This window comes from Bradyrhizobium sp., from assembly GCF_049581145.1.
Taxonomy (GTDB): Bacteria; Pseudomonadota; Alphaproteobacteria; order Rhizobiales; family Xanthobacteraceae; genus Bradyrhizobium.
Genome location: NZ_JBAURI010000010.1, coordinates 1 through 12,503, shown reverse-complemented (window position 1 = coordinate 12,503; position 12,503 = coordinate 1). Strand labels below are relative to the sequence as shown.

Sequence of the window (12,503 nt, the reverse complement as noted above, 5' to 3'; positions counted from 1 at the left end):
CCGCCGTCGTTGCTAGCGCGCCGACGGTGGCCAGAACCGCCAATGTCTTCTTCATGTGCATGTCCTCCATCACACTTCAAGCGTCGCGGGATAACGCGAGAGGCTGCCCTTGGTTGCAGGGAACTCTCGTCGCGGCGTGGATCCGGCAGCCTGGCAACGGACAAGGAAATCTTGAATCGGCCGGAACGAACGATGGGAGGCTTTGCCGGAGTTGGAGAGGCAAGAGCACGGGCGACCCTGTCAACCGTCTCCGGACGTCGGTGGCGTCTTTTGCTTTCGGGCCGACCACGCAACAGCCGGGAGCGCCCCCATCTCAGATATCCGCCAGCCGCTTCAAGGTGGCACGGAAACTCAGGCTGCGACTTCCACCGACCAATGTCGTGCCGAAGACCTCGGCCGCGTCATCGCTGAATGTCCCGGAAAACCCGCTGGTGACTTCCTGCTTGCCGAACAGCGGGCGCACATAGGGATCGGGAAAATCGGTGTGCTGATTGGTGGCGAGATGCCCCTTCCAGGTTCCCTCGCCGACGGTGTAGGAGCCGACCGACCAGAAGTAGGGGCCGCCGCTGACGAGCGTGCCGTCGCGCAGGATGATGATGCCACTGTCGCGCCCTTTGACGCCGTCGAGCATATGGATGTGGATGGAATAAAGTCCGTTCTTCATCGAGAAAGCCGCCGCCCTTCGCCCCCGGTACGATTATAGCGGCAGGATGGGGGAGGAAAAGCACTGCTGAACGGCCTAATTGGCCGGTTTCGCCTCGCCAGCGGTGCGGAGCAGCCGATCGGCCTTGGCCAGCACACGGTTCTCCCGCGGCTGAGGCCGCAGCGAACAGCTGATAACGACGAAAGTGGCGCAGAACAGGGCGCCGACGACCGTGATGCGTCGGTAGGTCTGCCGGTCGGCGGTGTGAAAGGATGGGGGCATGGGCTGTTTCCAGCGCGCACCCCTAAAGCAGGCAGGGTCGGGAGCAACCTGAGATCGGTTTTAACGTAACTGAATAGGGTTATCCGGGATGATGAAACAGACTACGAATTTAGTCGATTTGCGGCTGCGCCAAGCCGTGGCGCGCTCGTACCAGGCGTGCGATGGCCACCACCGCTACGTCAGGTAGGGTTGGGTTTCGAAGATCGGGAAGGTCGTCTCGGGTTGAACCTTTTCGCGCGTGCCAAGACACATTTGCACTGGGGGATTTCAGGGCCCAGTAATTAGCGCAGCGCCCCCGAGCGAACATACTCCGCTCAGGGGCGCTGTTGTATTTGCGCTCCAATTCATGGGTTGTAGCTATGCCGGCAACACCACGGGCGCCCGAAATCCCCTGGCACTGCAGGCTGAAAACCCCGCAAGCTTGCGGGGTTTCCATTTGCCGCTCAATTCCAAGATTCCGTGCGGCCGGCACACGGCACGACAGGTGCGCCGGCAACACCGCTCTCAAAATCACCGGAAGGCGCAACGGACGAATTCCCGGCTTGGACACGATCCACACTCGGACGCGGCCTCCTCGGGAACGTGAGGACGCTCGAACAGAAAGGCCCCCGCAACGGGGGCCTTTGCAGTTCTAAACTGCGTCTTTCGCGGCCTTGACCGGTCGCGCCCGGACGATCTTCCGAGCCGGCTTGGCCTTGAACATCATCTCCTCGCCCGTAAACGGGTTGGTACCCTTTCTGGCTTTGGTCGCGGGTTTCTTCACGACGACAAATTTCGCAAAACCGGGAACGAGAAACACGCCCGCCTTCTTCAGCTCCTTGTGACCGACGTCGGTCAACGTATCCATGACGGTCTTCACATCCCGCTTGGAAAGCTCGGTAGTGGTCGCAATTTTCTCGATCAACTGTGACTTGGACATTTGAGTGGCCATAGCGTCTCCTTTCGATTCGTGCCGGCAAGACAATAAACGAGTTGGGCCAGCCCCAGAGCGTTTCTGCACAGATTTGTTGGGTTTTGGAAGCTTTGTTGGGTTTTGGCAGCGCCCGGGCGCCGCTTTGTCACCCTCCTGATCGCCCAAGCGGCCGGATCCGGGCCTGAGCGGCCCACGGCAGGCATCCTTTCCTGCGGGCCTACAGGTACAATCCCACGAGTTGGTAGAAGGCGTAGATGACTTCCACGCCCATCAGAATGAGCGCGGCGATCATGAGATAGGAGACCAAATGCATTGCCGCCTTTAAACCAAATGTTTCTTGCGGCTTGCGCCGTGTTGCGCAAGACCGGAAATCAAACTCGTTACTAACTGGAGATCACCCGCGTTGGGCCTCAACTCTTAGCGGCGTTCGACTAGGCGTCAATAAGCTTTGCGCGGGTTTTCCTTGCGGCGGGACGCAGTGAGCCTTTTCTGCCACTGTTTGCGGAATTGTTCGAATGCTGCGAGCGGTTTTCCCTACGGGAACGGGCTGAATAGCGTTGGTGTCAGGCAGCAACGGACCGGCGCAGAGCACGACATTCGACTTTGGCTCTGATCTGATGTGCTTTGGCTCTGCCGTATTGGCTGGAAGGCTTCCGAGAGGAGCTTGCGACGACAGCCTGACCGGAAATTCGGGTGACAGGCTTCCGCCGCCGCGGAAGAGATGCCTTTATCTCGAGGCCCCCGGCTTCGGAGGCATTTCGACGCGAGCACCGGCCTGTTACACACCGCAGAAAATCTTTATTCCCCACAGCACGACGACGATGGCCGATACCAGCGTGGCCACCGCCAAGACACTTTCTAAGGAAGCGACTCTCATGTTACTCTCCGCTTCCCAGCCCCATTAGCGGTGTAGTTGATTCGTTGATTCGCCCGCAATCACTCGGTCACATTCGTTTGAATGTTGTCGGCCAGCTGTGTTTTCCAGAGCACATATCGTCGCAGACGTCCCGCATCAGGCGCAACCTCTGGTCTGTATGCTGCGGGCCACGCTCGGTAATGTGAAGCATCGGAGCTGTCCAAGCCCCGCCGACGCCCTGCCCCTTGCCGCATTTTGTTGCTATGCAGTGGCGCTGGACCGTCCAGCCAATATCAGACCCCAAATGTCCTCAAGGGAGTAGAAAACATGCGTTACCTTCACACCATGCTGCGCGTGCGCAATCTCGACACTGCGCTGAAATTCTATTCCGATGCACTCGGGTTGAAGGAGGTCCGCCGCATCGACAACGACAAGGGCCGCTTCACGCTGGTGTTTCTGTGCGCGCCGGAAGACGAGCACTTGCTCAGGAGCCTTCCGAGCACGCGAGGAGCGCCGCTGGTTGAACTCACCTATAATTGGGATGAAGAGACATACGGCGAAGACCGCTATTTCGGCCACCTGGCCTACGAGGTCGACGACATCTACGCCACCTGCGACAAGCTGATGAAGATGGGCGTCACCATCAACCGCCCGCCGCGCGACGGCACCATGGCCTTCATCCGCTCGCCCGACCTGCATTCGATCGAGCTACTGCAGAAGGGCGACGCCAAGCCGCCGGCCGAACCCTGGACCTCGATGCCGAACACCGGCCACTGGTAGGCGACGGGCAAGCCTCGCCGGGTGCTCCGGCCGTCCGCCTTGCGGCGGCCCGGCCGGTGCTGAAGGCGCCGCGATATCGCTTCACCACGCGCGCGTCCCGCGCCGCCTGTGTCCCGGCGCCCAAGCCGGATAGCCTTCACAGACCCGATCGATGTCTCTGCAGATGGGACAGTTGAGAGTCGTGCTTGACGTTGAATCGCCCCAGGCGCGACAGCACGCCTGGCAGGTGGGCGAAAGCCCGCAACAGGCCACGCGGCGTGAAGTCGACGACGACCTCATGATGCTTCAAGCCCTTCCCGCCCTTCACAAGACCTAGATCCCGTATCAGACAGTAACGCCCGCTGCTCATTCGAGCTAATCGGCAGTTTTTGAACATGCCGGGAGCATGCACTCGCGCGCGATTCCGTCAATCTTGACGGCCGCCGAATCATGCATGTCGGCCAATTCACCGCCCTCTTCCACGGGCCCGGGATGAGGCCGCGCGCGTGCACGATAACAGCCATGGTGGCGACTTCCGACGCAAGAATGACGCCGCGCCGCAATAGGCGCCGGCAGCTGGAACCGCCTGCCCCCGTGCCGCGTTTATCCACGCAAACGAGGAACGAGGAGGGTTGTGATGGGAAGAGGACTTCTGCTTTGGCTGTTGGGCGTGCCGATCCCGGTGATCATTCTGCTGTGGCTGTTCTTGGGACACTAGTTCTGGGCCCCTAGTTCGGGCGATTGGTTTTGGCCTCTGGCCAGACCCAGGGCCGCCGACAGCACACAACGAGGAGGCGACACGAACCGGGCTCCGCCGATCGGCGGGGCCCCGATCTTGTTTGGCGCATCTTATGAAGAATTCCGATATGACTGAGGCATATCAGTTCAACGGAGAGAACGTGCCGAGCGCGAGTGGATTGAAGATCTGGGGTCGGGCCAATTCGGTCAACGTGCAGAAAGTGCTGTGGTGCTTGCGCGAGCTCGATATCGCGCACGAGCGGATCGATGCCGGCATGCAGTTCGGCCGCAATCACGAGCCGGACTATCTCGCGATGAATCCCAACGCGCGGGTGCCAACGATGGTCGACGGCGATTTCGTGCTCTGGGAATCCAACTCGATCATGCGCTATCTCTGCCTCGCCTATGGCGGCGGATCGCCGATCTACCCGGGCGAGCCGAAGCAGCGCGCTGCCGTCGACCGCTGGCTGGACTGGACGCTCTCGACCGTTCAACCGGTCGACCGTCCGGTGTTCTGGGCATTGGTGCGCACCCCGCCGGAACAGCGCGACATGGCTGCGATCCAACGGGATGCCGATCTGGAAGCTCCGGTCTGGCGCATCGCCGACCACCATCTATCCACAAGGCATTATCTCGAAGGCGACGATTTCACCCTTGCCGACATCGCCGTCGGCGCCTATGCGCGGCGCTGGCTCGGCTTCGAGCGCATCGCCAAGCCAAGGTTTCCCCATCTCGAACGCTGGTTCGCGCAATTTGCGAGCCGGCCTGGATTTGCCGAGGTGGTCGCACCGCCGATGTCGTAATGCGCTGACCAGGGCTGAGCGACTTCGCAAGCTGTGCACGGCGCTGGTCACACGCAGCTGTTTCGCCATGGCCATCCCGGCGACACCGACGAGCCGACCTGAGAGGATAGCCAACAATACCTCCGCCGGCTTCACCAGGGCTTAACGCGCGGTGCCGACGGAGCCCCCTACCCCGATGCTCACGGCGCCGCCAACGTGGATGCAGGTATTGGTGCCGTCGATGCGGACGAAGCCCGGTCCGTAGGCGGCGCAGGCATAATCGGCCACCGGCCCCTTCAGGGGGAGCAGCTTGCCCGAATTGGTAAGTTTACCGGCTGGCCGAGCCGAGCCAGAAGACTGGGCCGATACCGGCGATGCCAGCAGCAACGCGGCCACGATGACAGGAGCAGTTCGCATGGCGTCTTTTAATGCCGGCGGCGGCCGCGCGCTACCGCAGGCAAGGCTTAACGCACGAATTTGACGCCGGCAGACTTGCCGCGGCGCCAGATGACCTGGCAAGTGTGGCCGGTGCGGGCGTCGCGCGCGAACGCCAGCCGCAGTCTCGCGGGCAGCGCGGCGGCCTCATCGAGCATGATCTTGGCACCCGCGCTGGAAATATCCTGCACCACGCATTGGCGCGCGGCAAAGCCGCCATCCAGCGTGATCCAAGCGGGTTTTCCCAGCAATTTGCGGGGTTCCCGCTTCTTGGTAAGAGCCATCATCCTGATCTCCTGAGCCTTCATGACTAACCTGTGCGGCTTTAGATTCAGTTGATTGGAATGCCGAAACTCGACCCGGAAACGGGCGTTCCGACGAGGGCCGACCGTCCGAGCCAGCGGCTTGCCCGGCTGCGCAAACGCCACTATACGTTCGCCGGCTGTAGCAGGAGATCATTTTGAGGGATCGCTGCGCCGCACGTGCAATCTTGTCGTTAAGATATTGATTTTCCGTGAGTTTTGCTCCCTTCGTCTATCGGTTAGGACGCCACCCTTTCACGGTGGAGAGAGCGGTTCGATTCCGCTAGGGAGCGCCAAAAATGGCCGGGCCCTCCGGCCTTTTGCACCTGGTCGCCGGCTTTTTGGACAGCCGTCCGGGGCGGCATTTCCAACCCCTACCCACTCTACCCGGACAAATGGCGCGTCATGTTGATGATGAAGGCCACCGGCACGCCGATCAGCAGGCCAATGAGGCCAAAGCCAATCCCGCCCATGATCGCACCAAGCGTGCTCGACGAATCTGCAGCACCAAACGCCGCCCCGACCAGCCCGCAGGACAGCGTGACGATCATCAGATTGCGGTCGTTCCGCGCTTCGATTCGGTGGCGCCGCGCCTCTTTCCTGTTGAAGACATAAGGGCCGTTGGGCTCAGCCGAACCGCAGTGAGGACAGCTGGCCGCGCTGAACGAGACCGCTCGTCCGCAGTCGTGACAGCTGACCAATTCTACCTTTGTCTCGCCCATGCGCCGATCGTAGCCTGAGCAAGTGACCTTGCAAGTTCGGAAGGCGAGGGCAACTCGAACTCCGGAACTCGAGGTCCGGCCACGCGACCAAGCGTCGCCATCAAGGCAATCGGACAACGCGGTCGCCCATTCAAGGACGTCGATAGTCAGCATCCCCGGCAGATCGACTCCACCATCTTGGAGACCTTGGCGTCTTCCCGATCGACGGCGGGATTACCGGTACCGAGCTCGGGTCCTTTTATCGGCCCGCTGCTGCCGCCAGACGAGGACAGTGCGGTCCCCAGCGAATTGGTTCCGGGCGCGGTCGGGCTCGTGCCAAAAGCACCGCCTGTCGTGGAGGAGTGATGCATTCCCATCCCGCCATGCCCGCCTGTCCCGCCGCCGCGGCTGAATGCTGCGGTCGGAACGGCGGCGCAGAGCGCGACACAAACAATAAATAGCCGTTTCATGGTTCGTTTCCTTGCCACCCGCCGGACAATGAACGATTGGCGCAATCCGGTAGTTCCTGACCTTTTTGCGCCACGCAGATGATGTTACTTTGCGGCGGGTATTGCCGGACAAGATCAGGGAGCCGATATATGCGCGTTTTGCTAGCCGCTGCGATGATGGTGTCACTCGCCGGACCCGCGTTGGCGCAGGACCACGTTCAGAGATACGGCGAGGCGGACAAGGACAAGACGCCGGAACAAAAGGCGGCCGACAAGGCGGCCCAGGATGCCTACAAGCGATCACTTGGCAATATTCCCGACCAGGGCCCGACCGATCCGTGGGGCGTCGTCCGCGGCAGCACCAGCGGGACCACGCCGCCCAAGGTGGCGGTTGCGAAAACCAAGAAGACCAAAACCGGCAGCGCCGAAGCCAAGCCGTGACCCGGACGGCGCACGTCGATGCGCCCTCCCTTGGCGACCGTCAGAGCTGACGCCGGCCCCAGCCGACCGATGCCCAGACGCGTTCATGCAGATAATACCAGGCGATCTTGGTTCCGACCTCGAGGACCGCGATCGAGCCGGCGATCTCGATCCGGCCTGTCATGAACCAGCTGATGACAAACGTGTCGATCGTTCCCAGTGTCCGCCAACTGATCGCCTTCAGGATCGACCTTGTGTGCGTCTCTGATCCCAGCAATGATGTTATCAAGCGAGGAGCCTCCTGCTTCGGCGATCCCTGAACAGACAACGCTTCAGCATGTTATGGGGTGTGCCTCTCATTGTCCGCAAGGTCCGGCATGCGCAGATCGCTGCAAAGCCTGCGGATTTTTCAAGAACTCTCTGATCCCATTCAAGATTCTGTCGCCCTGCGATGCGTGGCGTGACCGATATGCCAAACACCGATATGCCTGACGGAGGGCTAAAATGAGATTATTGTTCTCTCTGGTTGCGATCGGCGCGCTGTCGCACGGCGCACTGGCCGGGCAGCCCGACTGCAAGGCAATCGCGGATCCGGCCTCGAGGCTCACCTGTTATGACAGGATCAATCCGCCGCTTGCGACCTATCCGATCCCCTTGCCAAAGCCGATTGAGCGGCCCGCTCCCGAGGCCGCGATGAGCGGCGGGGCCGGCGATCTCGATACAGCCGGCGACGGGGAAGCACTGATGAATGAGAAAATCCACGGGATCTGCCGCGGCTGCTGACGCGCGGCGATCCGCCGCTGCGCGCGCGCCGCACTTCTACCATTCGCACCCCATAGCTACATCATCAGCCCAGAAACGGGCATAGTTTGCAGCGCGATGAACCTGCTTGAATCCCTTCCCACGGTGATCGGTACGGCGGCGGTTGCGCCGGCGCTGTTCATCTTGTGGTTGGTGGTCGCTGCCGGCGAGCGCCCGGGCCCGCCGACCCGAATCTGGACCGCATTTCTGTTGGGAGCTGCCAGCATCTCGCTTTTGGGCTTGCTGCGTGCACCGTTCACTCGCCTGCTGGTTGCGCCCGACAATCCGTGGCTGGCGCAGGTGCTGCATTCGATCTTCGCCGTTGCGCTTCCCGAGGAAGCCGTGAAAATCCTGGTGATTGTCGCGGTCGCAACGGCACGCCGGCCGGCCGCCGATCCGATGGATACCGTGGTCTATGGCGCTGCCGCGGGGCTCGGTTTTGCGGCTTACGAAAACCTCGCTTATCTCGAGCAGCATCCGGAGATGTGGCGGTCGCTGGCGGCGTTGCGCAGTATCCTCACCGTCCCCTTCCACGGCGCACTCGGCATCATCGCCGGCGCCTATCTGGCGATCGCGCGCTCAGGCACCGCGCTCGGCGCCAACCGGCACAACCGCGACTGGGCCCGGATCTCGAGCTTGATCCTGATGCTGTTGGGCCCCGTCGCCCTGCACGCGGCTTTCGATTTTCCGCTGCTGATGTTGCAGCGGGACGGCGACCTGGCGCCGTCGACCCGGCTGTGGCTCGCCCTCGCCAGCATCGTGATCGGTTTCTCCTCGATCGCATTCGCGGTCAGGCTGGTGCGGCGGGTCGCGCGCCACCACGCGCCACGCACCGAACTCGCCCGCGAACGCCTGCGCCAGCTCAGGCGGATGTGGGCGCTCTTGGTGGCTGGCTGCGGTGCCGGCTTCATCGGTCTCGCTTTCGTGCTGACCTCGGTGCATCACTGGCTGCTCAATCCCGACCGCAATATGGCGCGAGTCCTGGTTCCGATCGGGCTCACCGCTATCCTGCTCGGCGCAGCTCTACTGGTTGTCACAACCGCGATCTATTTTCTGGGCCGCAATCGCATGCGCGCGACCGCCGAGGGCTTTTCGTCCGCGTCCGGCCGTGGCTAAATGGCTACGCGGCTGATCCCGCGTCTCCGCTAACGGGAGTAAAACAATGACACTTCCTCAGGACATCACCAAGCTGCAATCCCAGATGAAAGCCGCGGTGCAGGAGCATTGGAAGGCTTTCCTGATCGAGGGCATCCTGCTCGTGGTTCTAGGGCTCGCCGCCATGATCGTGCCGCCGCTCGCGAGCCTCGCGGTCACGATCTTCCTGGGCTGGTTGTTCCTGATCAGCGGCATCGCGGGGCTGGCACTGACGATCTGGGCCAGGGCGATGCCAGGCTTCTGGTGGTCGCTGTTGTCGGCGGTGCTCGCGCTCGGCGCCGGCATCATCCTGCTGGCGCGGCCAGTCGCGGGCACCCTCACCCTGACCATCGTGGTCGGCGCCTACTTCCTCGCCGAGGGCGTATCCACCATCATGTACGCACTGGAGCATCGCCGAGAATTGTCGGAACGATGGTCGTGGCTGCTGGTCGCCGGCATCGTCGATATCGTGATCGCCGGCATCATCATCTCTGGATTGCCGGGATCGGCGTTGTGGGCGATCGGCCTCCTGGTCGGCATCAACCTGTTGTTCGGCGGCATTTCGCTGATCGGAATGGCGCTCGCCGCGCGCAACGCCGCTTGATTTCGGCGGTGACAGGAGGCGGAGCCTACGCTATAGAGTAACTATGATCATCGCCGCCACCAGCTACTGGTACTTTAGCTACGACAGCTCGCTGGCGGCGGGAGGATCGCGCTCAATCTGAAAAATTGCAGCAAGATATCCAAACAGCCGCCAGAAACCTGGCGGCTTTTTGTTTGGCCGGCAGGGTGTTTCGCCAACCACAGGAGCCCGCCGTGTTGAGTACCACAGACGATCTTCGCATCAACGAAATCAAGGAGCTGAGCACGCCGGCCGAGGTGATGCGCGAAATCCCGCGCACCTTGACGGCGACGCGCATCGTGATGGCGGCGCGCAATGCGATCCACGCCATCCTGAACGGGACCGACGACCGCCTGCTGGTCATCGTCGGTCCCTGCTCGATCCACGACCCCATTGCGGCCGTTGATTACGCCGGGCGGCTCGCCGCCTTGCGCGAGCGTCTTGCCGACCGGCTCGAGATCGCGATGCGGGTCTATTTCGAGAAGCCGCGCACCACGGTCGGTTGGAAGGGGCTGATCAACGATCCCGATCTCGATTGCAGCTTCGACATCAACAAGGGCCTGCGACTGGCCCGCAACGTGCTGTCCGCCGTCAACAATCTCGGCCTGCCGGCGGCCACGGAATTCCTCGACATGACGACCCCGCAATACATCGCCGATCTGGTGGCATGGGCCGCGATCGGCGCACGCACGACCGAGAGCCAGATTCACCGCGAGCTGGCTTCGGGACTGTCATGCCCGGTCGGCTTCAAGAATGGCACTGACGGCAAAGTGCGCATCGCCGCCGACGCGGTGAAATCGGCGTCGCATCCGCATCATTTCATGGCGGTGACGAAGGGCGGGCGCTCGGCGATCGCGGCGACCACCGGCAATGAGGACTGCCACATCATCCTGCGCGGCGGCAAGGCGCCGAACTACGATGCCGCCAGCGTCGAGGCGGCCGCGGCCGAACTGTCCTGCGCCGGCGTGACACAGCGCCTGATGATCGACACCAGCCACGCCAACAGCAGCAAGCGGGCCGAAAACCAGCCACTGGTCGCGGCCGACATCGCCCGCCAATTGTGCGCCGGCGAGCCGCGCATCATGGGTGTCATGATCGAGAGCAATCTGGTCGCGGGGCGCCAGGACGTGGTGCCGGGCCGGCCACTGACCTATGGACAGAGCGTCACGGATGGCTGCATCGACTGGAGCGCGACCGTCGATGTGTTGACCATGCTGGCCGACGCGGTCGAGGCAAGGCGGAATGCGCAGTCAAGCAAGTTCCGGGAGCGTTCAGCCTAGCATCCCCGGCAGATGCTCTTGATCTTGCGATCGAGGGCGGCATCTTCCTTGTTCATCGTATCGTTGGGATTGCTCAGGTTCTTCTCGTCAGGCACCTCGCCGGCCCGCGGCTGGCGATGGCCGACGGGCGCCTCCGGAATGGCTCCGCTCGTGCCCATCGATGAGTTCCTGTTTCCACTCTGAGCAAGCGCGGCCGCGTCACCGAGTAGCAGCAGAACCGCGACCGAGATGATCATCTTTTTCATGCTTGTCCTCCATCTCGCAAAAAACTCAATCTGCCGCAGCCTCAGGCCTAGCCTCAGGACCCGGGCGGGTAGAGATGCACATCGCCACAATAGTCTGTCACAAGATAGGGCGTTTCTGGCTCGGGTTCACGGTCATCGACAAGAGAATTTTGTGGCGAGAGATAGCTGGGACCGACCGGCGATTTGCCGGCTCCGCCGGGAATGTCCAGCACGTAGTCCGGCTGACAGAGGCCCGACACCCGGCCCCGCAGCGCGCGCATCAACTGCTGGCCGTGCGCCAGCGTGGTGCGCAGATGCGCCGTGCCGGGCGCAAGATCGCCATGATGCAGATAATAGGGCTTGATACGGCATTCGACGAAGGCGCGCATCAAGGCCTCGAGCGCGGCGGCATCGTCATTGACGCCGCGCAAGAGCACCGACTGGCTTACCATGGGAATACCGGCATCGATCAGCCGCGCGCAGGCGGCGCGGGCCGTGTCGGTCAGTTCGCGGGCGTGGTTGGCGTGCAACGCCACCCAGATCGTTGCATCCTCGATCTTGAGGGCGGCGACCATCTCGTCGGAGATGCGCAGCGGATCGGCGGCCGGCACCCTTGTATGAATTCGGACGATCCGGACGTGATCGATTGCGGCAAGATCGCGCATGATGTCGGCGAGCCGCCGCGGCGACAGCATCAGCGGATCGCCGCCGGTCAGGATGACCTCCCAGATTTCCCGGTGCGCGCGGATATACGCCAGCGCCTCGGCGTAAGCCGCCTCCGACAGGGCGTTCTCCTTGCCCGGGCCGACCATCTCGCGGCGGAAACAGAACCGGCAATACACCGCGCAGACATGAACGAGCTTGAACAGCACCCGGTCGGGATAGCGATGCACGATGCCGGCGACCGGCGCGTGGGCATGATCGCCGATCGGATCGGCTATTTCGCCTGGTCCGCGCGACAGTTCCGCAGCGGTCGGAATGAACTGCCGCGCGATCGGATCGTCCGCATCGCCTGGATCGATCAGTGCGGCGATCGCGGGCGTCACTGCAATCGCATAGCGCGCGGCGACCCGTTCCAGATCGGCGAGATCGGCGGCGCGAGCGAGACCGTGCTCTACCATCTCGGCGGGCTCGCGCAGGGTACGAACGAAATTCCTGGTCA

Annotated in this window: 17 protein-coding genes and 1 tRNA gene; 8 read left to right on the top strand and 10 right to left on the bottom strand. The window is 62.5% G+C overall.

All coding sequences use genetic code 11. From position 1 onward, the window contains the following. Positions 1–313 precede the first annotated feature (313 nt). The 3 genes from WCB02_RS00375 to WCB02_RS00365 form a co-directional block, all read right to left on the bottom strand. Positions 314–664, bottom strand: a complete 351-nt coding sequence (locus WCB02_RS00375; protein WP_423955113.1) for a GrlR family regulatory protein — start codon at positions 662–664, stop codon at positions 314–316. 75 nt (positions 665–739) lie between these two features. Further along, the gene (locus WCB02_RS00370) at positions 740–925 is read right to left on the bottom strand and encodes a hypothetical protein (protein ID WP_423955112.1); all 186 of its coding nucleotides are present in this window, start codon (positions 923–925) and stop codon (positions 740–742) included. A 631-nt stretch (positions 926–1,556) separates the two neighbouring features. After that, the gene (locus WCB02_RS00365) at positions 1,557–1,856 is read right to left on the bottom strand and encodes an HU family DNA-binding protein (protein WP_423955115.1); all 300 of its coding nucleotides are present in this window, start codon (positions 1,854–1,856) and stop codon (positions 1,557–1,559) included. A 1,165-nt stretch (positions 1,857–3,021) separates the two neighbouring features. On the opposite strand from WCB02_RS00365, the gene WCB02_RS00360 reads away from it, so the two are divergent. Next, positions 3,022–3,474 (top strand): VOC family protein, encoded by a 453-nt coding sequence (locus WCB02_RS00360; RefSeq protein ID WP_423955111.1) that lies wholly within the window; start codon positions 3,022–3,024, stop codon positions 3,472–3,474. A 136-nt stretch (positions 3,475–3,610) separates the two neighbouring features. Here WCB02_RS00360 and WCB02_RS00355 read toward each other — a convergent pair whose 3' ends face one another. After that, complete coding sequence (locus tag WCB02_RS00355; protein ID WP_423955110.1) at positions 3,611–3,850, bottom strand: hypothetical protein; 240 nt, start codon at positions 3,848–3,850, stop codon at positions 3,611–3,613. A gap of 469 nt (positions 3,851–4,319) precedes the next feature. Here WCB02_RS00355 and WCB02_RS00350 point away from each other — a divergent pair, with 469 nt between their 5' ends. Next, positions 4,320–4,994 carry a glutathione S-transferase family protein gene (locus WCB02_RS00350; protein ID WP_423955109.1) on the top strand — a complete coding sequence of 225 codons (675 nt, stop codon included), beginning with the start codon at positions 4,320–4,322 and terminating at the stop codon, positions 4,992–4,994. 141 nt (positions 4,995–5,135) lie between these two features. On the opposite strand, the gene WCB02_RS00345 is transcribed toward WCB02_RS00350, so the two are convergent. Together WCB02_RS00345 and WCB02_RS00340 are read right to left on the bottom strand one after the other, a co-directional pair. Continuing rightward, a complete protein-coding gene (locus tag WCB02_RS00345) occupies positions 5,136–5,390 on the bottom strand; it encodes a hypothetical protein (RefSeq protein ID WP_423955108.1) in 255 nt (84 codons plus the stop codon). Positions 5,391–5,437: 47 nt separating this feature from the next. Beyond that, the gene (locus WCB02_RS00340; RefSeq protein WP_423955114.1) at positions 5,438–5,692 is read right to left on the bottom strand and encodes a PilZ domain-containing protein; all 255 of its coding nucleotides are present in this window, start codon (positions 5,690–5,692) and stop codon (positions 5,438–5,440) included. Between the two features lie 239 nt (positions 5,693–5,931). Between WCB02_RS00340 and WCB02_RS00335 the strand changes: the two genes are divergently transcribed. Beyond that, positions 5,932–6,006: transfer RNA gene (locus WCB02_RS00335), tRNA-Glu, on the top strand. Between the two features lie 87 nt (positions 6,007–6,093). Here WCB02_RS00335 and WCB02_RS00330 read toward each other — a convergent pair. After that, on the bottom strand, positions 6,094–6,432 hold the full coding sequence (locus WCB02_RS00330) for a hypothetical protein (protein WP_423955107.1): 339 nt from the start codon (positions 6,430–6,432) through the stop codon (positions 6,094–6,096). Positions 6,433–7,010: 578 nt separating this feature from the next. On the opposite strand from WCB02_RS00330, the gene WCB02_RS00325 reads away from it, so the two are divergent. Beyond that, positions 7,011–7,301: a hypothetical protein gene (locus WCB02_RS00325; RefSeq protein WP_423955106.1), complete on the top strand. Its 291-nt coding sequence runs from the start codon at positions 7,011–7,013 to the stop codon at positions 7,299–7,301. 40 nt (positions 7,302–7,341) lie between these two features. On the opposite strand, the gene WCB02_RS00320 is transcribed toward WCB02_RS00325, so the two are convergent. Next, the gene (locus WCB02_RS00320; RefSeq protein ID WP_423955105.1) at positions 7,342–7,569 is read right to left on the bottom strand and encodes a DUF2061 domain-containing protein; all 228 of its coding nucleotides are present in this window, start codon (positions 7,567–7,569) and stop codon (positions 7,342–7,344) included. 215 nt (positions 7,570–7,784) lie between these two features. Here WCB02_RS00320 and WCB02_RS00315 point away from each other — a divergent pair, with 215 nt between their 5' ends. From WCB02_RS00315 to WCB02_RS00300, 4 genes are all read left to right on the top strand, one after another. Continuing rightward, complete coding sequence (locus WCB02_RS00315) at positions 7,785–8,063, top strand: hypothetical protein (protein ID WP_423955104.1); 279 nt, start codon at positions 7,785–7,787, stop codon at positions 8,061–8,063. Positions 8,064–8,159: 96 nt separating this feature from the next. Then, positions 8,160–9,197, top strand: coding sequence for a PrsW family glutamic-type intramembrane protease (locus WCB02_RS00310; RefSeq protein ID WP_423955103.1), 1,038 nt, complete (start codon positions 8,160–8,162; stop codon positions 9,195–9,197). Between the two features lie 46 nt (positions 9,198–9,243). Further along, positions 9,244–9,819, top strand: a complete 576-nt coding sequence (locus tag WCB02_RS00305) for an HdeD family acid-resistance protein (RefSeq protein ID WP_423955102.1) — start codon at positions 9,244–9,246, stop codon at positions 9,817–9,819. A 212-nt stretch (positions 9,820–10,031) separates the two neighbouring features. Next, positions 10,032–11,117 (top strand): 3-deoxy-7-phosphoheptulonate synthase, encoded by a 1,086-nt coding sequence (locus tag WCB02_RS00300; RefSeq protein ID WP_423955101.1) that lies wholly within the window; start codon positions 10,032–10,034, stop codon positions 11,115–11,117. Here WCB02_RS00300 and WCB02_RS00295 read toward each other — a convergent pair. Continuing rightward, a complete protein-coding gene (locus WCB02_RS00295) occupies positions 11,114–11,362 on the bottom strand; it encodes a hypothetical protein (RefSeq protein WP_423955100.1) in 249 nt (82 codons plus the stop codon). The genes WCB02_RS00300 and WCB02_RS00295 overlap by 4 nt on opposite strands. A gap of 53 nt (positions 11,363–11,415) precedes the next feature. Beyond that, positions 11,416–12,503: lysine-2,3-aminomutase-like protein (locus tag WCB02_RS00290; protein ID WP_423955099.1), on the bottom strand; the 1,088-nt coding region annotated here is incomplete at its 5' end.

Excerpts from the sequence above, each read along its gene's own strand:
- WCB02_RS00375 (WP_423955113.1), bottom strand. The coding sequence starts at position 664 with ATGAAGAACGGACTTTATTCCATCCACATCCATATGCTCGACGGCGTC.
- WCB02_RS00370 (WP_423955112.1), bottom strand. The coding sequence starts at position 925 with ATGCCCCCATCCTTTCACACCGCCGACCGGCAGACCTACCGACGCATC.
- WCB02_RS00365 (WP_423955115.1), bottom strand. The coding sequence starts at position 1,856 with ATGGCCACTCAAATGTCCAAGTCACAGTTGATCGAGAAAATTGCGACC.
- WCB02_RS00360 (WP_423955111.1), top strand. The coding sequence starts at position 3,022 with ATGCGTTACCTTCACACCATGCTGCGCGTGCGCAATCTCGACACTGCG.
- WCB02_RS00355 (WP_423955110.1), bottom strand. The coding sequence starts at position 3,850 with ATGTTCAAAAACTGCCGATTAGCTCGAATGAGCAGCGGGCGTTACTGT.
- WCB02_RS00350 (WP_423955109.1), top strand. The coding sequence starts at position 4,320 with ATGACTGAGGCATATCAGTTCAACGGAGAGAACGTGCCGAGCGCGAGT.
- WCB02_RS00345 (WP_423955108.1), bottom strand. The coding sequence starts at position 5,390 with ATGCGAACTGCTCCTGTCATCGTGGCCGCGTTGCTGCTGGCATCGCCG.
- WCB02_RS00340 (WP_423955114.1), bottom strand. The coding sequence starts at position 5,692 with ATGGCTCTTACCAAGAAGCGGGAACCCCGCAAATTGCTGGGAAAACCC.
- WCB02_RS00330 (WP_423955107.1), bottom strand. The coding sequence starts at position 6,432 with ATGGGCGAGACAAAGGTAGAATTGGTCAGCTGTCACGACTGCGGACGA.
- WCB02_RS00325 (WP_423955106.1), top strand. The coding sequence starts at position 7,011 with ATGCGCGTTTTGCTAGCCGCTGCGATGATGGTGTCACTCGCCGGACCC.
- WCB02_RS00315 (WP_423955104.1), top strand. The coding sequence starts at position 7,785 with ATGAGATTATTGTTCTCTCTGGTTGCGATCGGCGCGCTGTCGCACGGC.
- WCB02_RS00310 (WP_423955103.1), top strand. The coding sequence starts at position 8,160 with ATGAACCTGCTTGAATCCCTTCCCACGGTGATCGGTACGGCGGCGGTT.
- WCB02_RS00305 (WP_423955102.1), top strand. The coding sequence starts at position 9,244 with ATGACACTTCCTCAGGACATCACCAAGCTGCAATCCCAGATGAAAGCC.
- WCB02_RS00295 (WP_423955100.1), bottom strand. The coding sequence starts at position 11,362 with ATGAAAAAGATGATCATCTCGGTCGCGGTTCTGCTGCTACTCGGTGAC.